This is a genomic window from Petrotoga sp. 9T1HF07.CasAA.8.2 (genome assembly GCF_002895585.1).
GTDB lineage: Bacteria > Thermotogota > Thermotogae > Petrotogales > Petrotogaceae > Petrotoga > Petrotoga mobilis.
In genome coordinates, this window is sequence record NZ_AZRI01000045.1 from 1 (window position 1) to 24028 (window position 24028).

The 24028-nt window shown below is 34.0% G+C and carries 22 protein-coding genes and 1 tRNA gene; 11 read left to right on the forward strand and 12 right to left on the reverse strand.

Features of this window, described 5'->3' with window-relative positions:
• Positions 1–173: 173 nt before the first annotated feature.
• Positions 174–1271 (forward strand): sugar MFS transporter, encoded by a 1098-nt coding sequence (locus tag X925_RS09440; RefSeq protein WP_121959794.1) that lies wholly within the window; start codon positions 174–176, stop codon positions 1269–1271.
• Position 1272: 1 nt separating this feature from the next.
• Here the strand turns inward: X925_RS09440 and X925_RS09445 are convergent, their stop codons facing one another.
• From X925_RS09445 to X925_RS09475, 7 genes are all read right to left on the reverse strand, one after another.
• On the reverse strand, positions 1273–1695 hold the full coding sequence (locus X925_RS09445; RefSeq protein ID WP_103064585.1) for a GNAT family N-acetyltransferase: 423 nt from the start codon (positions 1693–1695) through the stop codon (positions 1273–1275).
• Positions 1696–1709: 14 nt separating this feature from the next.
• Complete coding sequence (locus tag X925_RS09450) at positions 1710–3203, reverse strand: gluconokinase (RefSeq protein WP_121959795.1); 1494 nt, start codon at positions 3201–3203, stop codon at positions 1710–1712.
• Positions 3204–3318: 115 nt separating this feature from the next.
• On the reverse strand, positions 3319–4347 hold the full coding sequence (locus X925_RS09455; protein ID WP_121959796.1) for a D-isomer specific 2-hydroxyacid dehydrogenase family protein: 1029 nt from the start codon (positions 4345–4347) through the stop codon (positions 3319–3321).
• Positions 4348–4367: 20 nt separating this feature from the next.
• Entirely contained in the window at positions 4368–5786 is a 1419-nt protein-coding gene (gndA, locus tag X925_RS09460; protein WP_121959797.1) for an NADP-dependent phosphogluconate dehydrogenase, read from the reverse strand.
• 83 nt (positions 5787–5869) lie between these two features.
• Positions 5870–6694, reverse strand: coding sequence for an SDR family oxidoreductase (locus tag X925_RS09465; RefSeq protein WP_121959798.1), 825 nt, complete (start codon positions 6692–6694; stop codon positions 5870–5872).
• Positions 6695–6827: 133 nt separating this feature from the next.
• Positions 6828–8609: an amylo-alpha-1,6-glucosidase gene (locus tag X925_RS09470; protein ID WP_121959799.1), complete on the reverse strand. Its 1782-nt coding sequence runs from the start codon at positions 8607–8609 to the stop codon at positions 6828–6830.
• On the reverse strand, positions 8599–9264 hold the full coding sequence (locus tag X925_RS09475) for a PIG-L deacetylase family protein (RefSeq protein WP_121959800.1): 666 nt from the start codon (positions 9262–9264) through the stop codon (positions 8599–8601). Before X925_RS09475 ends, X925_RS09470 begins: the two co-directional genes overlap by 11 nt.
• Before the next feature lie 243 nt (positions 9265–9507).
• On the opposite strand from X925_RS09475, the gene X925_RS09480 reads away from it, so the two are divergent.
• Positions 9508–10797 (forward strand): RNA-guided endonuclease TnpB family protein, encoded by a 1290-nt coding sequence (locus tag X925_RS09480; protein ID WP_049755214.1) that lies wholly within the window; start codon positions 9508–9510, stop codon positions 10795–10797.
• On the opposite strand, the gene X925_RS10650 is transcribed toward X925_RS09480, so the two are convergent.
• Complete coding sequence (locus X925_RS10650) at positions 10715–11107, reverse strand: ABC transporter permease subunit (RefSeq protein ID WP_158245462.1); 393 nt, start codon at positions 11105–11107, stop codon at positions 10715–10717. The genes X925_RS09480 and X925_RS10650 overlap by 83 nt on opposite strands.
• A 67-nt stretch (positions 11108–11174) precedes the next feature.
• Between X925_RS10650 and X925_RS09490 the strand changes: the two genes are divergently transcribed.
• Together X925_RS09490 and X925_RS09495 are read left to right on the forward strand one after the other, a co-directional pair.
• Positions 11175–11900 (forward strand): metallophosphoesterase, encoded by a 726-nt coding sequence (locus X925_RS09490; protein ID WP_012208289.1) that lies wholly within the window; start codon positions 11175–11177, stop codon positions 11898–11900.
• A 191-nt stretch (positions 11901–12091) separates the two neighbouring features.
• Positions 12092–13969: a BMP family ABC transporter substrate-binding protein gene (locus X925_RS09495; RefSeq protein WP_121959801.1), complete on the forward strand. Its 1878-nt coding sequence runs from the start codon at positions 12092–12094 to the stop codon at positions 13967–13969.
• A gap of 35 nt (positions 13970–14004) precedes the next feature.
• On the opposite strand, the gene X925_RS09500 is transcribed toward X925_RS09495, so the two are convergent.
• The 4 genes from X925_RS09500 to X925_RS09515 form a co-directional block, all read right to left on the reverse strand.
• The gene (locus tag X925_RS09500) at positions 14005–14670 is read right to left on the reverse strand and encodes an HAD family phosphatase (RefSeq protein ID WP_121959835.1); all 666 of its coding nucleotides are present in this window, start codon (positions 14668–14670) and stop codon (positions 14005–14007) included.
• A 16-nt stretch (positions 14671–14686) separates the two neighbouring features.
• On the reverse strand, positions 14687–16630 hold the full coding sequence (ftsH, locus tag X925_RS09505) for an ATP-dependent zinc metalloprotease FtsH (protein ID WP_121959802.1): 1944 nt from the start codon (positions 16628–16630) through the stop codon (positions 14687–14689).
• 4 nt (positions 16631–16634) lie between these two features.
• Positions 16635–17573 (reverse strand): radical SAM protein, encoded by a 939-nt coding sequence (locus X925_RS09510; RefSeq protein ID WP_121959803.1) that lies wholly within the window; start codon positions 17571–17573, stop codon positions 16635–16637.
• A gap of 63 nt (positions 17574–17636) precedes the next feature.
• Entirely contained in the window at positions 17637–18428 is a 792-nt protein-coding gene (locus X925_RS09515; protein ID WP_121959804.1) for an energy-coupling factor transporter transmembrane protein EcfT, read from the reverse strand.
• 218 nt (positions 18429–18646) lie between these two features.
• On the opposite strand from X925_RS09515, the gene X925_RS09520 reads away from it, so the two are divergent.
• From X925_RS09520 to X925_RS09550, 7 genes are all read left to right on the forward strand, one after another.
• On the forward strand, positions 18647–19246 hold the full coding sequence (locus X925_RS09520; RefSeq protein ID WP_121959805.1) for a hypothetical protein: 600 nt from the start codon (positions 18647–18649) through the stop codon (positions 19244–19246).
• 2 nt (positions 19247–19248) lie between these two features.
• Entirely contained in the window at positions 19249–20064 is an 816-nt protein-coding gene (locus tag X925_RS09525; RefSeq protein ID WP_121959806.1) for a type I phosphomannose isomerase catalytic subunit, read from the forward strand.
• 115 nt (positions 20065–20179) lie between these two features.
• Positions 20180–21892: a 2-oxoacid:acceptor oxidoreductase subunit alpha gene (locus X925_RS09530; RefSeq protein ID WP_121959807.1), complete on the forward strand. Its 1713-nt coding sequence runs from the start codon at positions 20180–20182 to the stop codon at positions 21890–21892.
• The gene (locus X925_RS09535) at positions 21889–22767 is read left to right on the forward strand and encodes a thiamine pyrophosphate-dependent enzyme (RefSeq protein ID WP_012208299.1); all 879 of its coding nucleotides are present in this window, start codon (positions 21889–21891) and stop codon (positions 22765–22767) included. The genes X925_RS09530 and X925_RS09535 overlap by 4 nt, the downstream gene beginning before the upstream one ends.
• 11 nt (positions 22768–22778) lie before the next feature.
• Positions 22779–23234 (forward strand): peroxiredoxin, encoded by a 456-nt coding sequence (locus tag X925_RS09540; RefSeq protein ID WP_012208300.1) that lies wholly within the window; start codon positions 22779–22781, stop codon positions 23232–23234.
• 65 nt (positions 23235–23299) lie between these two features.
• Positions 23300–23767 (forward strand): DUF192 domain-containing protein, encoded by a 468-nt coding sequence (locus X925_RS09545; protein WP_121959808.1) that lies wholly within the window; start codon positions 23300–23302, stop codon positions 23765–23767.
• Positions 23768–23919: 152 nt separating this feature from the next.
• Positions 23920–24008, forward strand: a tRNA-Ser gene (locus X925_RS09550).
• Positions 24009–24028: the final 20 nt, after the last annotated feature.

The window sequence follows — 24028 nt, forward strand, 5'->3', positions numbered from 1 at the left end:
GGGGGGGGGGGGGGGGGGGGGGGGGGGGGGGGTGGGGGGGGGTGGGTGGGGGGTGGGGGGGGTTTTTTTTTTTTTTTTGAAAAGAGGAGGGCGGCATGGGAGTTTCTAGTCGGGTCTGGTGGGCTGGGAGATGTGAAAAAGAGACAGTTTTTATGCCCTGAGCATGGCCAAGCATGTATGAAACATTAAACGTGCCTGTATCGTATGCAGGAATTATATCGATGATTATCTCTTGTGGAACTATTATTTCAACATTGTTCAGCGGTAAGTCTATTCGTAAACTTGGAACTGGAAAACTAACCGCCATAAGTGTTGGAATGACTGCTATAGCATTGTTTGGTTTTTCTATATCAAATACATTTTGGCATTTGTGTTTGTGGGGGATACCTTACGGTTTAGGTGCAGGAAGCGTTGATGCAGCACTTAACAATTTTGTCGCCCTACATTACAAAGCTAGACATATGAACTGGTTACATTGCTTTTGGGGAGTTGGAGCCACACTTGGTCCATACATTATGGGAATATTATTAACTAACGGTTTTAAATGGAATTCAGGATATTTTACTATTTCGTTAATTCAGATTGCTTTAACTCTGGTACTGTTTTTTACTTTGCCACTGTGGAAAGAAAAGAAAACAAATAACAAAAGTAAAGAAGAAGAATACAAAAATTATTCTTTAAAAGATGTTGTTGCTTTGCCTGGGGCAATGTCTATAATGATCGCCTTTTTCTCTTATTGTGCATTAGAGGCAACTACTGGATTGTGGGCGGCAAGTTATTTAGTACTAAATAGAGGTATAGCTGCTGAAACAGCGGCCAAATGGGCTGCTTCATTTTATTTCGGAATTACAATAGGAAGGTTTATATCTGGATTTATAACATTTAAAATGAATAATAAGAACATGGTACGTTTAGGACAAGGAATCATAATTTTAGGATTGTTACTATTGATTCTTCCTTTTATCAATTATACGGCATTTATAGGCCTTATTCTTATAGGTTTAGGTTGTGCACCGATATTTCCAAGTTTGATACATTCAACACCAACTAATTTTGGTAAGGCTGTATCACATTCCATTATAGGCGTACAGATGGCATCAGCATACCTTGGAACAACCCTTATGCCACCCTTGTTTGGATTTTTGCAAGAATATTTTGATATAAGGTTATATCCCATTTATTTAACTATATTGGTCTTTCTTATGATAGTCATGGTGGAAAAGGCAAACGGTTTATTTATGAGAAAACAGGTAAGGCATAGTAATCCTTGACTTATTTAATATCCCTTGAATAAATTATCAGCTCGTCGCGTTTGTACCAACCTGTTTTTTCCCAAAATGTCTTGCCAATTTCGTTCTCATAATACACAAATAAATGACATTTTATTATACCTTTTTCTTTTAAACTGCTTAAAACCAAGTTTACCAATTTTTCCCCTATCCCATTTCTTCTATAGTTCTTATCAACAGCAAGATGGTAGAGATATCCTCTTCTTCCATCTTCGCCACATAGAATTGTACCAATAATTTTTTCATTATCTTCACATACAAAATTTAAACCAGGATTTTTATTCAAAAATCTTTCAATATTTTCTTTTGTATCAGATTCACTTAAACCCATGCCTTCTGTTTTTTCCCACAATCTATACATCTGTTCATAATCTTCTATTTTTGCTTCTCTGAATTTTATTCCCATTTTTCTGCTTCTCCTCAAGAATTGATCAATTGCGCATGTAAGGTATACACATCCCGATAGTTTTGGATCATTTTTACAAAAAAATTGTAATAAGCTTCATATGTTTTAACTGAAGAGGTTTGGGGTTCAAAGCTCTTTCCCAACTTTATCATAACTTCCCCAGCTTGCTCAATATCGTTGTAAACTCCCAATTGTGAAAAAGCTACCATCGATTCACCTATCAATGTTGCATTTTCGGTCTTTGATTTGGTTACAGGGATGTTGAATATATCAGCTAAAATTTGAACCCAGACATCACTTTTGCTGCCTGAGCCCCCTACTGTTAATCTTTTTAAATTAACATCATTTTCTTCTAAAGCTGTTTTTATCATGTTCAGCCCATAACCTACACCTTCATATATAGATCTTGCCATGTGACTTAAGTTGTGAAAAGTTTTCAATCCAAAAAAACTACCGGTAGATAAGCTGCCTATTCTTGGGTCTCTTTCTCCTGTTAGAAATGGAAAGCAAATAAGCCCTTCGGAACCTGTTTTAACCTTCGAAACCTCTTCGTTTATCTGATCATAACTCATACCGTTAGCTATATTATTTCTGAACCATTCCAAAACTACACCCGCGTTGTTCACCGCTCCTCCTATAGCCCACATACCGGGTAATAGAGCATAGGTTTGAAGTCTATATTGCCCTGTTTTATCAAGTAATGGTTCATTATACGCACTTCTAAACATTGCAGTGGTACCTAAATTACATACAGCGCTCTTTTTATAACCCCCCATTCCTAAAATCATTGCTCCACCGTCATATACTCCTAACATAATAGGAACTTCTTTTTCGAGACCCATTTCTATTGCTATTTCTTTTTTTACGGTATCCACTATTACGTTGCCAGGTACAAGATCAGGCAACTGATCTTCTTCAATCCCTAACCTTTTTATTAGTTCTTCATCCCATTTTTGCGTTTTTATATTCAAAAGTTGTGTAACAGAAGCTAAACTTGGTTCCGTGTAACACTTACCCGTTAATTTGAATGTGAAGAAACTTTTGATGTCCAAGAACTTATAGGTTTTGGCAAAAATTTCTGGTTTTTCTTTTTTCAACCACAATATTCTGGCTATTGTATAATTAAAAGCAGGGGGGCAACCGGTCTTCTGGTATATTTCTTCAAAGGAAAATCTTTCTTCAACTTCGTTCATTATATTCTGTGATCTTGTGTCTAAGAGTGTTACCATATTCATCAAAGGATTCCCTTTTTTATCTATCGGTAGAAAACCGAATTGGTACCCAGAAAAAATTAATAATGAAATATCACCTTCGAAGTTCGTGATTATCTTCTTTGATATATCCAAAAAGTTTGCCCACAATTCTTGAGGATCGTGTTCCGCTGCCCCTTCCCCAGACTGTATCAAATTTATCTTTTTGACTTCTTGAGAGATGATGTCACCTATTTCGTTTACAATCGCTACTTTCATGTTTGTCGTTCCTACATCGAGGACTAAAACATATTTCATAACCAAAAACCCCTTTTGTTGTTTTTTTCTTTAATATTCAAAAATTTTTAAAACGCTCCCCACCCATAAGGATTAAGGAAGTCTTTGCCACTGCAGACCACCTTAAACTAATAATTTATTTTCTACCTTTGAATTCTGTTATAATTTTTTCTATAACTTCTGGGTTAACTATTTGTTCAGGAATTTCACCTTTCATCAACTTTTCAATATCCTCAACCATTTTTTCATCCATTTTTCTTAATGAATACTTCCCATATCCCCCTATATGAGGCAATATGTACACATTTGGGTATTTCAGTAATGGATTATTTGGGTTTATTGGTTCTTCTTCTAATACATCAAGCCCTGCAGCTGAAACTTTCTTTGATTCTAAAGCTTCTATAAAATCATTCTGGTTTATCAATTCTCCCCTTGCCGTATTAACTATTACAACCCCATTTTTCATTAAGTTGAAAGCACTTTTGTTTATAAAATGATAGTTCCCTTCATTTAAAGAAGCGTTCAGGCTTATTACATCGGATGTTTTTAAAAGTTCTTCAAAACTTACAGGTGTTACTCCAGTTTTTTCTATAACCTTGTCAGCTACATAAGGGTCATAAGCTATTACTTTTGAGCCGAATCCCTCTTTTACTATCTCAGCCACACGACTTCCAATGTTTCCATAACCAATTATTCCTACCGTCAATTTTGATAGTTCATCACCGACAAAATTTTTTCTATCTTGCCATTTATTTTCTTCAACCGCTTTATTCGCAGGAATAATTTGTCTCAGGCATATGAGAATCAATGCAATAGCAAGTTCTGCAACGGAATCTCTTTCGTGAATACCAAGAACCCGTGTAACCATAACGCCACTTTCAGTGGCTGCTTTTATATCCACATTGTTGTATCCAATACCGTGCCGTGCAATTAGTTTCACATCTTTGTTGTATTGAAAAAATTCTGAAGTAAAATTTGGTGTAACGCTTGCTATAACAAATTTAAAATCTTTCAATTTGCTTGCTAACTCTCTTCCTGATATTTTAGGATCCACCGTTATTCTTTCAACGATACCTATTTTCTTTAATCTTTGCATTAAATCGGGAAAATATATACCAAAAGTACTGGAATTTACTATTGCGATGTTAGTGGTGTCTTCCGCCACCTCTTTGCCCCCCTTTTTTATTATATATTATGTATATCTTGCCATTCTGTGTGGAATATTCCCTCTTTGTCTCTTCTTTCGTATGTATGAGCACCAAAATAATCCCTCTGTGCCTGAATCAAATTTGCCGGTAACTCTTTTGAACTTAATCCATCGAAATAATCTAGAGCAGAACTTAGAGAAGGAATAGGTATACCTGCTTTTTTGATCTGGGAAACTACCTCTCTCAAATTTGGAATTTTTTTCTTAAAATCACTTTTGAATTCGTCGGAAATTATCAAATTTACTAAATTGGGGTCCTTTTTAAATGCTCTTTGGATTGGTTTTAAAAATGCGGATCTTATTATACAGCCATCTTCCCAAATTCTTGCAACTTCTGACAAATCTAAATTATACCCGTATTCTTTGGATGCTACTTGCAACAACTTCATACCTTCTGCGTAAGCAATTATCGTTGAAATATACAAAGCATCCTTTAATGAATTTATGAAGCTTTCATCCAAATTCATTTCAGTGGGTGTTTCATATATCTCCCCAATCCTCATCCTTTCGTCTTTTATTGAGGATAAAGTTCTTGCGTTGACGGCAGCATTTATAGTGGGTATCGATATATTCAAGTCTAAAGCGTCTTGAACGCTCCACTTACCTGTACCTTTTTGTTTTGCACTGTCTAAAATAACGTCAACAATTGGTTGACCCGTTTCTTCGTCTTTCCACTCTAAAATCTTATAAGTAATTTCCATCAAATAAGATTTGTGGTCTTCATTCCATTCTTTAAATACTTTACTCATATCTTGAGGAGACATTTTAAACACTTTCCTCATAATATCGTAAGTTTCTGCTATCAACTCCATAATAGCGTATTCTATCCCGTTGTGAACCATTTTTACATAATGACCACTTGATTTGGGACCAAGGTAAGTAACACATGGACCATCTTCTGTTTGAGCAGCAGTCGCTTCAAGTATATCTTTTACCTCTTCATATGCGGATTTATCTCCCCCTGGCATGATGGATGGACCGTGTAATGCACCGTATTCCCCTCCACTTATACCGGTTCCTAAAAATTTTATTCCTCTTTTATGTAATTCTTCGTATCTCCTGTCTGTGTCTTTGTAATAAGAATTCCCTCCGTCTATGATTATATCTTCTTTATTCAAATAAGGCAAAAGTTCCTCGATTACATCATCAACTGGTTTACCAGCTTTAACCATCAAAATAATCTTTCTTGGTGTTTTTAGTGAATTAACAAGTTCTTCAAGGGAATAAGTCCCTTGAATATTTTTGTTTTTTGCCCTTTCTTCAACAAATCTTTTCGTTTTTTCACCTGTTCTATTGTAAACGGATACTTTAAAACCCTTTGATTCCATGTTTAAAGCAAGATTCTGCCCCATCACCGCCATCCCTATAACCGCAATATCGTTCTTTTGTTGATCCATTATATCAACTCCTTCCATTTTTTATTAAATTGACTTTCAGGCATACAATTGGGCCTTATAGTTTTTATAAACAACAATTTACATTATACACCACTGTATGCGGCGAAACCTCCATCTATTGGAACAACAACACCGTTAACAAACTCAGAACTATCACTTATCAACCACATTACTGTAGAAATTAGATCTTTAGGTTCTCCGAATCTCCCCATAGGTGTATGATCTAATATTTGATTTCCCCTTTGGGTTAAACTACCGTCTTCATTGGTCAACAAGAATCGATTCTGATTAGTTAAGAGAAATCCCGGAGCTATTGCATTGACCCTTATTTTTTTCGAATAGTTTTGGTTCATATGAACCGCTAACCATTGTGTAAAATTACTCACAGCAGCTTTAGCTGCAGAATATGCAGGAATGTTTGTCAAGGGCCTAAATGCGTTCATCGATGAGATATTTATTATCTCTCCGTAACCTTTTTCTGCAAAATATTCTCCAAACACTTGACTTGCCAAAAATGTTCCCAAGAAGTTCAAGTTAAAAACCCACTGTACTGCGTCTTCTGGGAGTTCAAAAAAAGATTTATCTTTACTTGTTGTTGCTTCGGGTTTGTTTCCACCCGCTCCGTTTATCAGTATATCTATTTTACCAAATGTTTTAAGAATTTCATCTTTTGCTCTTATTAAATCATTTTTTTGTAAGACGTTGGTTTTAATCGTTATGTGTTCAACACCTTTTTCTGATAATTCATTATTTAACATAGCCAGAGCTTTTTCTGATAGATCCAGTACAGCAATCTTCCCACCAGCTTCTCCCAAGGACTTAGCCATTTCAGAGCATAGAACGCCGGCTCCACCTGTTATCGCTATTACTTTGCCTTCCACGTTAAAATAATCTTCAACTTTACTCACGTTGACCATCTCCTTTTATGAATTCTTATTTATATTATACAATTAATTCGTTCTAAAATGAAATTAATTATTTATACAATAACAGCTTCTAATTCTGCCTAATCGACTCAAATTACTTTTAATCGTGGATAATTCAAAAAAATAATGTTGCAGCCATGGAAGACCATCCTTGGTTGAGTGATCCTCGAGCATAGATTGGACTATAGTATTCCACAGGGTTTATCCATCCTTTTTCCAAGGAGTATTCCCACCATCTAGTTAAAGGATATTTATAATCCATACCTTCTCTTTTCTTAACCAGAGCATATATAGAAGACAAATAAGGCCAATCACTTCCGTTGTGGTACCTGTACGGGAAAACACTTTTACTGAAAAGGTGCTTTTTTGATTTGAAAAAAGGCCAAACGGACATAACCCCCCAATCTTCAAACTTTTGCTCTTTGTTATTCTTTGTTTCAAGCATTCTCTCCATAGCGTTTAAAGTCTTTCTTTTTTTGTCTTCATCTGCTATATCAAAAAGCAAAGCCAATATCGTATCTATATTCAAGTGATCTTCTAAATAGTCACCAATAAAATCATTAAAATATCCTTTTTTCTCGTTCCACATTTTTTTGTTGAAATTATGTTTCATTATTTGATATTTTTCTCTTGTATCTTCGGCAATCTTTTTATCACCGATTAAATCATATATTAAAGAAGCTTCTTCAAAGGCTTTTATCTGAATCGCCAAATCGTAGGTAACAGCTCCATTTCTGTACACATTATCCGCCCAATCGTTTGAATCATAAGGCTTTTCAAATAATAAATCATTATCAGTATCTAAACTAATATACCTTTTAAGAATATTACCAATCTTATCCAATACGGTGCCATCTTGAAATCGTTCTTTTAAAATACTCAAGTCTCCAGTATTATTAATGTAATCGGACAAAAGTATTATGTAGTACCCTCCAGAGTCATGATGGTTTGACCACCAATCTTTTTCGTATTTATAAAATTCTTTTGCCTTTTTGGGTAACATATCTTTTTTACTTCTAATAAAAGCCAATTCTTCTTCACCTAATTTCATTACACCACTGGGGCAGCTCCCATCTTCGTGAACACCTTCGGATAAAAATAAAATTTGGTTTTTGGCAAATTTCGGATCCACTTTCATTATTGGCTGGATAGTCCAAAAACTATCTCTGAAATATGTTCTATTGGGAAAAGAATAATTAACCCCTGCTGCTAAAGCTAGATTTCCATCATAATCTTTTATCGAGGAAAAAGCCGTGTGCATTGTAAACAAAAACTCTGATTTTTCTAGCTCACTTAAGTCTTTGTTTTGTACTAAACTGTTTAGATAATGAAGGTATTCTGTGTTCTTTTCTTCTAAATTTTTTTCTTCTTTTCCAATAATAATCTCTATTTCGTTCTTCTCGTCAGATCTCAACACAAAGGCTACTTTTTCACCTTTTATTAGATCTCTTATCTCACCCTTTTTAATGATAATTTTAAAGTCATCAGCGAATTTCAAACCATTATTTTCTACTTCCTGTTGGTAACTTATAGGAATTTCTATCTTATCGAAGAAAGGTAGTTTGAACTCTTTTTTAAAAACAGGGGTAAATGAGAACACTAAATTTTTTAAATTTTTAAATTTAACAAGGAAAGAATAAGCAGATGGATCGCTCATAACAGTCATTTTTGATAAGCCATCATTAGCTGACATACCATCAGGCCAAAATCTCACTCTTTGACCTGGGTAAAAGTTTAATCTTATTTTTGAGATTACCGTTCCATATTTATTGGAAAAGATAGAAAAAGGCATGCAATTTTTCAACAACATCGTGGAAGATCTGTTACTTATTATGTATTCTTTCGGAAATATTTGAAAATAAGTTAAGCTTCCATCTTCTTCAATCTTATAATACATAATATCCTTCCCCTTTTACCAAAGTTAGAGGATAAAATACTTCTACTGCTTTGTTTCTTCCCTCTAAAACATCGGCTGCTATGTATTTGTTCATCAAAGGTATGGGCTCTAAGACTTCCCTTTGAGATTCGTATAATCTTAAAACCTTGATTTTATCTTCCAAAAAATCAGTGATATCTACATGAAATTTAGATTGAGGAATCTTTGTGATGTCAGATATGAACATAAGAACGTTGGAACAATTGTAAGGTTCATTCTCTAAATCCTCTCTTTTGGTTCTGGCTAAAAATAAGGCATCTTTAGTACTTTCTCCCACTGCCTTGTGATCGGGGTGCTTGTCTTCAAAATAGTGTGTGAAAAGGATCTTGGGCCTATATTTTCGTATAAGATTTGCGATTAATGCTGCTAAATTATTAATTTCATTTAAATATCCGTCTTTCAGTCCTATCATTTCAAAATAATCAAGTTTCAAAGATTTTGCAGCATGTTCTGCCTCCATTTTTCTTACGTTGATATCGTTGTTTCTCCCTGCAGAGCCATCGGTTAAGATTATTCCACCACAACTCTTCCCTTCTTTTTTCAATCGAAGTATTGTTCCTCCTGCAAAAGCCTCATAATCATCAGGGTGAGCCCCTATGAAAAGTGCATCCACCATATTTTCTCCTCCCCTTTTTTCTTATTTTAAAGATCCCATTGTTATACCTTTTACAAAATACCTTTGAAAGGCTAAAAATACAATCATTACAGGAATCATAGAAATATTTGGTGCGGATACCGCTGAATTCATCCATAGAAAACACCCCCAAAGGAGTTCAAGGAAGCACCATTCTCCTTTCTTTTTGCTTGATAGTTACATTCCTCCCACAAACATGTTATAATGCTATTGGAATGAGGTGATATTACGTATCGTACCCAGAAGAATCAACTAAGAAATTTAAACAAACAAGAATATATTGCCCTTAAAGAATTATGTAAGCTGTCTAAAAACCTGTATAACTCAACTCTATATGCTATTCGCCAATATTACTTTACAGAGAAAAAGTATTTACGCTACGAATCAGCCTACCATATCTGTAAAGAAAACGAAAACTATCAACTTCTTAATACAGACATTGCGCAACAAACCATGAAAGTAGTCGACCGCAACTTTAAGTCTTTCTTTGCACTTATTTCTAAGGCTAAAGAGGGCAATTACAGGTTTTCAGACATTCGACTTCCGCATTATCTTCCAAAAGATGGATACTTTATGCTGATTATCCCGCGTTTCAAGGTTAAGGGCGGTTATTTTACCGTGCCTATGTCCAATGCCTTCAAGAAGGAATTTGGAGAAGTTAAACTTCCATTTCCTGAAAGGTTAAATAGAAAGCAAGTAAAAGAAATCCGTATCTTCCCTAAGTACAACTCTAAATTCTTTGATATTGAATTTGTATATGTTCAGGAAGAAGAAAACCTTAACCTTAACACAGGTAACGCTCTTGCTATAGACTTTGGGCTTGACAACCTCGCAACTTGTGTTACAAACACTGGGGCGTCCTTTATCGTGGACGGTAAAAGATTAAAATCAATTAACCAGTGGTATAACAAAGAAAACGCAAGGTTGCAGTCTATCAAGGACAAGCAAGGGATTAAGGGTATAACCAATCGTCAATATATCAATACCAAGAAACGTAATAACCGTCTTAACTATTATATGAACAAAACTGCAAGAATTATCGTTAACTACTGTATCGAAAACGATATTGGCAATATTGTCTTAGGCTATAACCTTGACTGGAAACGTAGCATCAATCTTGGTAAGAGCAATAACCAAAAGTTTGTCCAAATATCACATGGTAATTTGCGTCTTAAAATCAAGTCCCTTTGTGAGCGTTACGGAATTAACTACATTGAGCAGGAAGAAAGCTATACTTCAAAGGCTGACTTTTTCGCCAACGATGATATTCCTGTTTACAATGCCGATAATCCGCAGGCATACAGCTTTAGCGGAAAACGCATATCCAGGGGGCAATATAAAACTTGTCAAGGCACGATTATTAATGCTGATTGCAATGGTGCATTAAACATACTTCGCAAAAGTAACCTGATGGACTTAACCGTCCTACAGGCTAGAGGCTGTTTAAACCAGCCCCAAAGAATAAGGGTAATAAGCCAAACTTCTTTGAAATCCCCTTGTCCTTATTTGCCGTGAGACTGCTTTCAGGAATGGGGAAGTTTAAAGAGAGTGTTGTCATTGCCAAAAGAGATCCCCATTGTACGGTATACTCACCTGAGAATAATGCCAATCCAAGCTGCAGGGTCATATATTTTGGTGAGCTAACAACTAACAAAGGCCAAATATAATCGTTCCATCTCCAAGTAAATGATAACACAGCCAAAGCAGCTATTACGGGTTGAGATAAAGGTATTATGATCCTCCAAAATATTTTTAATTCACTTCTCCATCGATTTTGGCGCTTTCTATCACTTCTGTAGGAAATGATTACCTTATAATAACACAAAATTTCAACTTATCTCTATTTTTTGATAAAATAATTTTATAGAGTCTTTTATTAAAAAGGAATTAAAATGATGATAGATATAATTGCCATTTCTGACGAGGAAATATATTTAACAAATAAAGACAAAAAAAAGTTTGACTTACTTATTTGCGCTGGAGATCTTTCTCCGCAATACATTGATTACGTGATGAATGAATTCAAACCATCCTTAAGCTTGATGGTACATGGTAATCATGATAAAAAGTATTATAAATTATACGAAGAAGAAAATAACTCTTTCTCAAAGGTATACAAAGGAGCTTATGTTTTAAATCATGGCATAGTTAACTTAAAAAAATTCATCGGCAAAGACATAATAGTAGCGGGATTTTCCGGTGCTTTAGCTCATGGATATAGACCTTTTTATTTCAAAGAAAAGGATATTAATAAATTTAATAGAGAGGTACGTTTCAGTACAATCTTTAAAGGTAATAAGTACAAGCAAATCGATATAATGGTTACACACAATCCTCCTTACATTAAAAATACTATAAAAAAATACGGGCAATCTCATACCCCTTCAAGAGCTTTGGGGGAGTTTTATCTTAAAGCATTTCCAAAAATTTGGATATACGGCCATATTCATCCACGATACGACTTTCAAGAACTTGATTTTGAAATTAAATTTTTAAATAATGTATCTTATCTAATAAATGCGGTACCTTATAAATTAATAAAGTACGATGAAGAAAAGAAAGAAGTAATAGAAATTTATACTTATAAGATGATAAGTCCTAAGACCATTTTAATTTAGAAAGTAATTAATTCTTTTAAATAAAATTTTAATTATTTTGCTGTATTATAGAATTATTAATATAAGAATATATCCCTAAAAGGTTTTACTGTTTCTTGCAAAAAATCTTTTTTATAATAAACTTTGATTTTGAACTTGGGGATCTTAAGGGGTTTACCCCTTAACGTGCCCAAAAAAAGGAGGCTAACCTAATGTATAGGACCTCAAGAAGTCTCAGCAGAAGCGAGTACGAAAAAGCTAATAGATTAGCAAAGAAAGACTTTTTGGCTAATATTTCAAAAGGGAAAGAAGGATATCTGCCGTGTTTAGAAGATATCATCCACAACGCTGAAATAATTAAGGAAGAAAAACTTGGTCTTATAGATATCCCTATAGAAAGGATCAAAGGAACGTACTACCATTCTCGTTCACTATCTTTTTCTGCAAATTTTTATCCCTTAATGAAAATTGACTCAGAATTTGCAAGTAAATGGATCAATTTGTATGAAGCTCATATATCTGAAGGAATAAGAGATCCTGTAACAGCCTACGAATATATGAACTGGTTTTACATTGTTGAAGGAAACAAAAGGGTGAGTGTTTTGAAATATTCAGACGCCTTTTCAATTCGTGGAGAAGTTACCAGGTTGATTCCAAAATGGGATGAAAACAATCCTGAAATAAGGATCTACTATGAATTTTTAGATTTTTATAAAAAGACAAAAATTAATATAATCTGGTTCAACAAAGAGGGCAAATTCAAAGAACTTTACGAGTTAATCAAAGATTATAAGAAAAAAAGTGATTTTGTTGAGAATGAATATGATGAATTAGTCCATTCAGTATATCTTCTATTTAGAAAGCTATATAGGGAAATTGCTAAGGACACGATTTCGCTTACTGAAGAAGAGGCTTTTTTAGAATACCTAAAAAAATTTGGTTTGGAAAATGTTCCCACTATCGAAAGAGAAATGAGGGAGCAAGTAGACGAGTTAGTAGAAGAATTAGAGGAACGTTTGGGTAAGCCATCCGAGCCGTTATTTAAATTGCCTCAAATTTTCGCAGGGAAAACATTAAAAGTAGCTTTTCTATATAACACCTCAATAGAAGAGTCTGCATGGACATATTCCCATGAATTGGGAAGAAGGTACGTTCAAAAACGTTTAGGAAATGAAATAATAACAAAGTATTTTGAAAATATTTCTGATTTAAAAACGTATGAAAAAATATTGGAACAACTCGAAGAAGAAAAATTCGACCTAATATTTTCTACCAGTTTTGACTTCTTACAAAATCAGAACACAAAGGAACTTCAAAATGTTCGATTCATGTATTTTTCCGGATATCGTACTACAAAGAATATTAACACATATTTCGGTCGTATGTACGAACCAAGATTCCTCTCTGGAATGATAGCAGGTGCAATGACCACTAACAATAAAATAGGTTACGTTGCTTCCTACGGTATACCTGAAGTCATAATGGGAATAAATGCCTTTGCTTTAGGGGCAAAGGCTGTTAATCCAAAAGCAAAAGTATTTGTTGGATGGACGAATACTTGGCGCAATATAGAATATGAAAGAGATACGGCAGAGTATTTGATAAATGAAATTGGAGTGGATGTTTTAACACATCATCAGGATTCTCCAGAAGTTTGCAAAGTTGGAGAAGAATATGGTGTTTATACCATTGGTTACCATTTTGATATGAAAGAGTATGCTCCAACTACCCATTTAACCTCCGTGGTTTGGAATTGGGGAGTTTACTACGAAAACATCATTAAAGATGTATTAAGAGGATCAAACTTTTCCTTATTTAGATTGTTTTCTGGTTCAGAAAAGATAGAGAACTTTTGGGGTGGACTTAAGAGCGGGGTCGTTTGTTTGTCACCCATAAGTGAAATAGTTCCTTCTACAACAAAAAACCTTGTTGACACTGTGAAAACAGATATTATGGACAATAGGTTTCATCCTTTCCGAGGTAGTATTTTTGATAAGGAAGGTAATATGAAAGTCTCGGAAGGCAAAAATATTTCAGACGAAGAACTAATGAAAATGGATTGGTTTGTGGACAACGTTTATTATTCTTAAAAATGGGTACTAAATTTTAAAAAAATTCCTTGGTTTTAAGCCTCTACTTTTTCTAACTTTTCTATCAATTCCAAAGTTATTTCTTTCATATTTTCCACCACTAAATCTGCTTTCGATAGATCCTGGTTGAGTGAGTTTGGGTTTTTAAAACCTATGCACTTCATTCCAGCAGCTTTTGCCGCTTTAACACCATTCTTTGAGTCTTCTATAACTACACATTCCTCTGGTTTAACATTTAACAATCCAGCTGTGTATATAAAAATATCAGGTTTAGGCTTACCACGAGCAACGTATTCTGAGCTCACCAAAACCTCAAAATACTTCTCAATGTCAAACATGCAAATAACTTCTTTGATCAACCTCATTGGCGAAGAAGAGGCCAAAGCTATTTTATAATTCTTTTCTTTGAGTATCTGTAATAACTCTATTACACCTTCTATTGGCTCTTTAACACTTTCTTTTAATAATTGCAAATTCTCTAAGTTTTGTTTTTCAAGCAATTCTTCAACACTTTGTTGTAGATTGTACTCATTTTTTAAGTCTTGCCACATTTCTTGATTGCTTACACCTATATAATTACTATATGAACTTTGATTCATCGGAATTCCCAATTCTTCAAAAATTCTTTTATTTGCATTATAATGGATGGGTTCACTGTCAATAATGACCCCATCCATATCAAAAATAATGGCTCTTAACATTATTTTCTCCTCGCCTTCAAACAGGTTGATAATTAACATGATTCACAACATCTATTTTAAGAAATTCATTTATCTCTTTTTCGCCCCCAATATATTCCTTTAACTCTTCAAGGTCTTTGCTCATAAGCTTTTTGAATTCTTCTCCATAAATTGTTTCATTTTTAAAAATATAAGAAGCTAGAAGGTCAAGCCTCTCTTTATTTTGCTTAAGAAGTTCAAGAGCTTTATCGTACATAGAGTTAATTATTTTCTTGACCTCAAAGTCAAGTTCTTTAGCAGTTTCTTCCGAATAATTCTTTTGCTTTGTCAACTCACTTCCCAAAAATATTTCCTCTTCTTCTCCTTCCCAATACACAGGGCCCATTCTTTTGGACATTCCTAATCTATAAATCATGGATTTTGCATAGTCCGTGGCTTTTCTCAGATCATCTTTGGCTCCTGTAGTAGCAAAATTAAACACTAATTTCTCGCTAGCCCTCCCTCCAAGGGCTACAACAATCCTATCAAGGATTTCAGATTTTTTAATTAAATATTTGTCTTTTTCAGGAATTTGTAAAGTAGAACCTAATGAACCTGCACCCCTTGGAATTATAGTAATCTTGTAAACAGGGTCGGTATTAGGTAATAAATACGCTAAAATAGCATGTCCCAGTTCATGATAGGAAAGAATCTTCTTTTCTTTATCGGATATTATTCTGTACTTTTTTGATGGACCGGTTAGTACCCTATCAATAGCCTCTTCAAAATCACTCATTTCGACTTGGTTTTTTTTCTTTCTTGAGGCTATTAAAGCAGCTTCGTTAACTAAATTTTCTAAATCTGCTCCAACGAAGCCTGGTGTTCTTTTAGCTAACAATTTTAAATCAACATCAGGGGCTATTTTCTTTTTACGTGTATGTATCTTTAAAATTTCTTCCCTCCCTTTAACGTCTGGAGGTCCTACCATTATTTTTTTGTCAAACCTACCTGGTCTAAGTAATGCTTTATCAAGAACATCAGGTCTATTGGTAGCAGCCATGACAACAACTCCTGTCGACGTGTCAAAACCATCGAGTTCCACTAACAAGGCGTTGAGAGTTTGTTCTCTCTCATCGTTGCCCCCACCAAGACCAGCTCCTCTTTGTCTACCTACTGCGTCTAATTCATCGATAAATATTATTGCAGGAGCATTTTCTTTAGCTGTTTTAAAAAGGTCTCTAACTCGCGATGCACCAACCCCTACAAAAAGTTCTACAAAATCAGATCCACTTGCATAATAAAATGGTACATCTGCTTCTCCAGCTATAGCCCTTGCCGTCAAAGTTTTACCAGTTCCTGGAGGACCTACCAACAAAGTTCCTTTAGGCATTCTTGCACCCAAATCTTGAAATTCTTGAGGGTTTTTCAAAAATTTTACAATATCTTCTATTTCGTCCAAAACTTCATCGATTCCTGCCACATCTTTAAAGGTAACTTTTTCTCCGATAGGTTCATACTTTTTTGCCCCACTCTTTCCAAAATTCATGCTGCTTCTAGCTCCTGCGGAAGCAGAACGATACAACCAAAAAAAGAAAAGCACCATTACTACTATTGGGATTATGTTTATCAATAAACCAAACCACCACTTTGATCCTACACTTTCGACATACTCTACCTTTATACCTTTTTGAATTAAACTATTCACATACTGTTTATCGATTACTAAAGCTGGCGAAAAAGATTCATAAGTAGTACCGTCTTTGCTAAGTATTTCCACGTTTCCATTCTGATTTATTTTCATGGATTCAACCTGACCATCATTGATCAAACTCAACATTTCTGAATAGGATATCATAGGGTTATTTTCCCAGTTCAAAGAAATGAGAGCTCCAACAAAAATAACTGCAAATATAATATAAACCCAAATTATATTGGAAAACTTTACTTTCTTTTTTTCTTCTTTGGTGTTTTTGTTTTCTTTATCGTTTTTATTTTCAGGCATTTATTTACCTCCTCACAGATGTTAACCTATATACATTTAATCCAAAATACTGTACTTTTTCAACGTTTTCATCTTTCTCTAATTTTTCAAAAATTTCATTTTTATTTTCACATCTTCTTTGATCTAAAAAGCTCTCAATCTCATGCTGATTCATCGGATGTCTTTTTATTATACTTAAGATAGCTTCCAAATCATCTTCTATAGAACTATAGAAATCTTCTTCTTCTAAAAAATCAAGGGATATGCCTCCTAAGATATTTTGAGCTAGCTCAATTTTTTCTTTTTCTGGAACTGTTACCCAATTTTCCGCAGGGGGTCTCATTGGTAAATTTATATACAATCGATCATAACTTATTCTATTGAATATTTCTTTGATTTTCCTTAAAGATTCTTCATCATCATTTATCCCTTTTACCATCATAAATTCCATCCAGATTTTACCTTTAAAGTTTTCAGAAAAACTTATCAACCCATCCACGTAAGAATCAAAAGATATACTTTTATGAGGTCTATTTATTCTTTTAAACGTTCTTTGATCATAAGCATCCAGCGTTGGCATTACGAGATCGCTTTCATTTAATTCTTCCCTTACTTTTTCTTCAGAAAGTAGAGCCCCATTTGTAATTACAGCAACAGGTTTATCAACATAAGCTTTTATTGATTTTATTAGTTCACCAATTCTAGAGTATAATAATGGTTCACCTTCACCAACTATGGTTACAAAATCAAACTGGGATACGCCGCTTTTAATATAAGCTTTAAACTCTTCTAAAATATCTTGTAAATTAAAAAATTCTTGTCTTTGGTTTGTCATGTTAGTCGTTCTTCCTAACTGACAGTATACACAAGAGAAATTGCAAGTTTTTGGAGGTATTGGGCTTACTCCCAAGGATCTTCCCAACCTTCGAGAAGGTACAGGACCATATAAGTATTGAAAATTCATAAGACACCTCATATCTATTTTTACTGTTTTTTTACTCATTTAAATTATATCAAAAAACACCCTCTAAATAAAAATGATAGTGAAACATACTAAAGAAAAAGAAATAAGGAAAAAAGTATCTTTTATTTTCCAATTAAACTGCTTAAATCTTGTCCTCCCTTCCCAACCATTGTATCCTCTTGCTTCCATAGCAATACTCAAATCTTCAGCCCTTCTCAGAGCAGATACCAACAAAGGAATAATTATAGATATAGCCCCTCTAATCCTTCCAGAAAATTTTCTATCATCAAAATTTGCCCCCCTACTTAATTGTGCTTTCATTATGCGATCTGCTTCATTTGCAATTACAGGGATGAACCTTATAGCAATCGTCATTACCATCGATATTTCATGAGCAAATCTTTTGGGTACAAAAAACCATCTCAAGACATCCTCAAGAGCATGAGCTAAAGAGGTAGGAGAAGTAGTTAACGTGAGAACAGAAGATAACAAAACTGCAAATAATATTCTGAAGGTAATTATAGCGGCATTAAATAAGCCGGTATCTGTTATTCTGATAAACCCGATGCTAAAAAGTGTATTCCCCCCTATTGTAAATAATTGAATTACAAAAGCAAAGATGACTATAAACCATATTGATTTTAAGGATTTCATATAATACTTCAAGCTTAGTTTAGATAGCAACATCAAAACTAAAGTATACGAAGACATAATCAAAACATCGTAAAAACTGTTTATAGAAAAAGCGAATCCTGCTAAAACGAACAATCCTAAAAGTTTTCCCCTTGGATCCAGTGAATGCATCAACGAGTCTAATTCAACGTATCTTCCCAAGGCAACATTATCCAAAAGCATTTAAATACTCCTTTTATCAATCATTTTTTCTAATTCCCAGCATTCAATATTTTAACATAATTCAAGAATTATTATATTATTTGTGAGAAAAGATTCTGTGGTTTTTTTAAAATATTAATAAACAGAATGGCTGATTTTTATTAAGTTTTGATTAAGTGTTTGGGGGAAGAACATGGTATAATTGTTGTAATATGCAATGACCCCATAAGGAGAGTCAAATGAAAAAATCCTTATTAAATAGAAATGTGAAGTATCTATTCATACTTTTGTTGATTTTAATAACATGTATAATAATTGTTTTTTTAGTTTCTAAATCCTCTAACTATAAAAAGCAAATCATTTTCTTTGAAGAGTACTTAAAAAATAACTATACTTTGGACGATGCAACGATCAGAGAATTCGTTAAAGTTTTTGAAATATTATATAACGAATTTTCCTACGTAACTGAATATGTCTATCCAATCGAATTGTTAGCTATTGGAATAGTAGAAACGAATTTTGAAAATGTAAAAGGAGATAGTGGAGAAAGTTTGGGATATTTTCAGATTCAAGCTCCTACTTATTGGTATTTAAAACATAATTATTCTGAATTTTATCAAAGAATCAATTTCTTTGAACCTTGGTATTGGGATATCGTAAGCGAAAGACCTGATGTGCAATTATTGACTTCTATCTTATACTTATACGATATCAAATTACGTTTTGGGGAAGAAGATGCGTATAGTATTTACAATGGTGGTTCAGAAACATATAAAGATAAAATATTATTAAGACTTAGTATTTTAGAAAAGGAATTCAAAAAATTTAACAGGAGGTAAACATGCAGATATCGGAACCGCTTGTATCAAAACCAATTTTTAGTGAAAAAATTTGGGGAAGTAACGAGTTAAACAGAATTTTTAACTATGAAAAAACACAACCAATAGGGGAAGTCTGGCTTTATTCTCCTCTAACTGGATTTGAAACCGTCTTGTATGGAAAAAATAGCCAAAAAGAATATGGCAATGCAAGTGAACTTTTCCCAAATTTTCCTTTGTTGTTGAAATTAATCGCAACCTCATCCTGGCTTTCCATACAATTACACCCGGATGATACAATGGCTAAACAATTAGAAAACGAACCATGGGGAAAATCAGAAGCTTGGTACTTCCTTAAAGATAAGGGACAAATTAAAGTTTCAAATAATAACAAATGTATTTTACAAGCTTTTGATAACAATCGATGGGATGAAGTACTAGAAAGTTATGAAATGAACAAATTTGATGCGATATTCATAGCCGCTGGAACCGTTCATACTTTAGGTCCCAATAGCCTTTTACTTGAAATACAGCAAAGTTCGGATTTAACTTACAGACTATACGACTGGGGAAGACCTCGAGAAATCCATGTTGATAAATCTAAAAAAGTTCTTAACAACATTCACACCAGTTACTCTATTTCAAGGAAGACCGAAGGATTGTGTACAAAATACTTTAGCTTTTCCAGATTTGCCAACCAAAATAAAAAAGGGTTTGGCGTATATGTTAACTTGAAAAGCTATGAAACAATAGTACTTCCAGAAGAAGTAAATTATAATTTTCAAGGTGAATTTGTGGAATTTAAATTAAACGAAATTGGCTGGAAATCACTTTTATAGTTTCATAATCAAAAATTATAAAATTATTTAAAATTTTTACATTCTATTTCTTTTTCGACTTATTTTGTCTGATATAATTGAATAAACAGAAAACAAAATCTTAGGAGGTATCCTGATGAATAAAACTATCAAAGAAGATGTATCTATCGTCTTATCCGGTGAAGCGGGCCAAGGGATTCAAACGATAGAAGGACTGTTAACATTTATTCTCAAAAGGGAAGGTTATTACGTATTTGCCACAAAAGAGTACATGTCTAGGATTAGAGGTGGAAGTAATTCAACTGAAATAAGGGTAAGCTCTAAACCTGTGAAAAGTTACGTCGACAAAATAGATATACTTATACCTCTCACGAAAAGTTCGGTTGAGCATCTAGGAGACAGAGTGACTGAAGATACCCTTATCATAGCAGACAACGATTCTTTGAATTTAAAAAACAAAAATCTTTTCAACGTTCCTATTCTCTCTATTGCAAAAGAAATAGGTAATGAAATATATGCAAATATAGTTGCCGTTGGTGTAATTTTGGGACTTTTCAAAATAAACAAACAAACTATAGAAGAGTATCTAAAAGAAAGATTTGGAGATAAGGGAGAAAAAATTGTTTCAGATAACATAAAAGCAGCTTCAGAAGGTTACAAATTAGGAAAAGACTTTTCTGAAAGTGGAGAGATAAAAATAAAAATCTCTGCAAATGAAAATCTAAAAGACGATCTATTAATTAGCGGAACCGATGCGGTATCTCTAGGAGCGTTAGCTGGCAATTGTGATTCGATTTTTTCATATCCAATGACACCTGGATCGGGAGTTCTAGTTGATTTAGCCAATTTTTCAAAAAATTTCGATATTTTAGTCGAACAAGCTGAGGATGAAATTGCTGCAATCAATATGGCAATAGGTGGATGGTACGCAGGAGCAAGATCAATGGTGACTACTTCTGACGGAGGATTTGCTTTAATGGAAGAAGGACTTTCTCTAGCTGGAATGATCGAATCACCGTTAGTAATTCACTTAGCCCAAAGGCCTGCCCCTGCAACAGGTTTACCAACGAGAACCGCTCAAGAAGGTTTAAATCTTGTTATACACGCTGGACATGGGGAATTTCCAAGGTTGGTCTTAGCTCCTGGCAGCCTTGAACAAGCCTTCTATTTAACTCAAAAGGCTTTTAATATTGCAGATAAATATCAAATCCCCGTATTCATTTTGACAGATCAATTTTTTGTTGATTCGTATTATAACGTTAAAAAGTTGGACCTTTCCAAAATTGAAAATAAAAAATATTTTGTAGAAACTGCCGAAGATTATAAAAGATATGACCTATCAAAAGCAAAAAACGGAGTTTCACCAAGAGGTATACCAAACTATGGTAATGGATTAGTTGTTGTAGATAGTGATGAACATGACGAAGAAGGTCATATAACGGAAGATTTGGATATCCGAATTAAAATGGTGGAAAAAAGGCTCAAAAAATTTGACGCTTTAAAGGAAGATTTTATTTCTCCCGAATTTTATGGAAATGATAACTACAAATATCTCGTCGTATGTTGGGGTTCAAACTATAATGTCGTCAAAGAAGCTCTAGAAAATATAGATAACAAGGATCTTGCTATGCTTCATTTTAGCCAAGTTTATCCCATCCCGGAAAATGCGGTTGAATTTTTAGAGAAGGCAGAAAAAATAATTGATGTTGAAAATAATGCCACAGGGCAATTTGCAAAGTTAATAAGAGCAGAAACTGGCATAAAAATAGATAGTAAAATATTAAAATTCAATGGAATGCCATTTTCAGTTGAAGAGTTAACCGCTAAGATAAGGGAGGAGTTGCAATGAGCGAAAGAAAAAATATGTTTACTCTAGAAAATGAAAAAGAATTAGACATAGCTTGGTGTCCAGGCTGTGGAAATTTTGGAATACTGAATATATTAAAAAAAGCCTTGGAAGAAATGGAGGAAATAACTCCCAACAATTTTGTACTCGTTTCAGGAATAGGACAGGCAGCAAAAATACCCCATTACTTTAAAAACAATGCTTTTAATGGCCTTCATGGTAGAACCTTACCCGTGGCCTTTGCCATAAAAGCGACTAATCCAGATTTATACGTAGTAGCTGAAAGTGGAGATGGAGATATGTACGGTGAAGGTGGCAACCATTTTATCCACAATATGAGAAGGAACATTAACATCACAAACATAGTTCACGATAATAGAGTCTATGGACTAACGAAAGGCCAGGCTTCTCCTACTTCACAGCATGGAATGGTCACCCCTGTTCAAGTAAATGGAGTAATACTGAACCCCTTCAATCCTATTGCTGTTGCTATAGCTAACGGAGCCACATTTGTGGCACGAGCTTTTGTGGGTGATATGCAAAACACGAAAGAAGTCATTAAAAAGGCTATTAGGCATAATGGCTATGCGCTAATTGATTTGTTTCAACCATGTGTGACATTCAATAAAATAAATACTTACGCTTGGTTTAATGAACATACTTACAAATTAGGGGAAGATTATGATCCATCAGATAAAATACAAGCTCTACAAATAGCTTTTCAAGAGGACAAAATCCCTCTAGGTATAATATATGAAGAAAAGAGTAAGCCAACTTTTGAAGAACAATTGACTATTTATAAGCAAAACAAAGATCCGCTTTTTAAAAGAAGCATAGATTTAAACAAATTAGAAGATTTCATAAACTCAATGAGATGAGAGGTGATATGATGGCATTGAAAGTTGGAGATTTGGCTCCAGATTTTAAATTGAAAGATCAAAACGGTGATGATAATTCTTTATCTGGTTTTAAAGGAAAAAAGGTTTTGCTTTCCTTTCATCCTTTAGCATGGACAGGGGTTTGCGAAACCCAGATGAAAAACTTGGATTTAAAGTATGACGAATTGGGAAAACTCAACGTTGTACCTTTGGGAATTAGCGTTGATGCATCACCTTCAAAAAAAGCATGGGCTCAAAATATGAAAATCAACAAACTTAAACTTTTGTCAGATTTTTGGCCTCATGGAGAAGTTGCTAGAAAATATGGTATATTCGATGAAGAAAACGGTTTTTCCAAAAGAGCGAATTTTTTAATCGACGAAGAAGGAAAAATTGAATTTGTAAAAGTTTACGAATTAAGAGATCAACCAGATTTAAATGAAATTATGAATTATATCAAAAGATGAAAGAAACTTAAATAGGCTTCGACAAAAAGTTCGAAGCCTAATTTATTATAATGGAGTTAAAAATTATGAAGAAAATTTCTTTCACCCTTTTAATTTTGATGATTATTTCAACCAATTTATTTAGTCAAACGATTAATATACCAGAATTTCCAAAAGGGACTCTAACCATTTCACAAGAGGGAAGTAGTGTAACAATCCCTATTGAAATTGCTAATACGAACGAATTAAGAGAATTCGGTCTGATGTACAGGGAAGATATTCCTGAAGATTATGGAATGCTTTTTGTTTTCCCAAGTCCTGGAATAAGAAGCTTTTGGATGAAAAATACCTTTGTTGAACTCGACATTGCTTTTATAGATGCCAATGGAACAATATTGGATATACAAAACATGAAACCTTGTGAAGAATCACCCTGCCCTATTTACATAATTTACACACCTTTCAAATTTGCTTTAGAAGTAAAAGCAGGTTTCTTTGATCGATACGGATTCACCGAAGGGGCAAAAATTGAATGGTCAATAAATGAATTTTAAAACCATTGACATTGTATTTAAATGAGGATATAATTATAAGGCTGAACTACTTGGTTGATTTTGAAGGTTTAGAACCAGAAATTGTTGCCAGAAAGTATCTACAAGGGTTGGGCCTTATTAAATAAAGAGTTAAATAATTTACAATAACTTGTGGAGGCGTGCACCGAATTGGCTAAGGGGCCGGTCTCGAAAACCGGTGGGGTTTATCCCCTTGTGGGTTCGAGTCCCACCGCCTCCGCCAATTTTTATATGAGGAGGGAA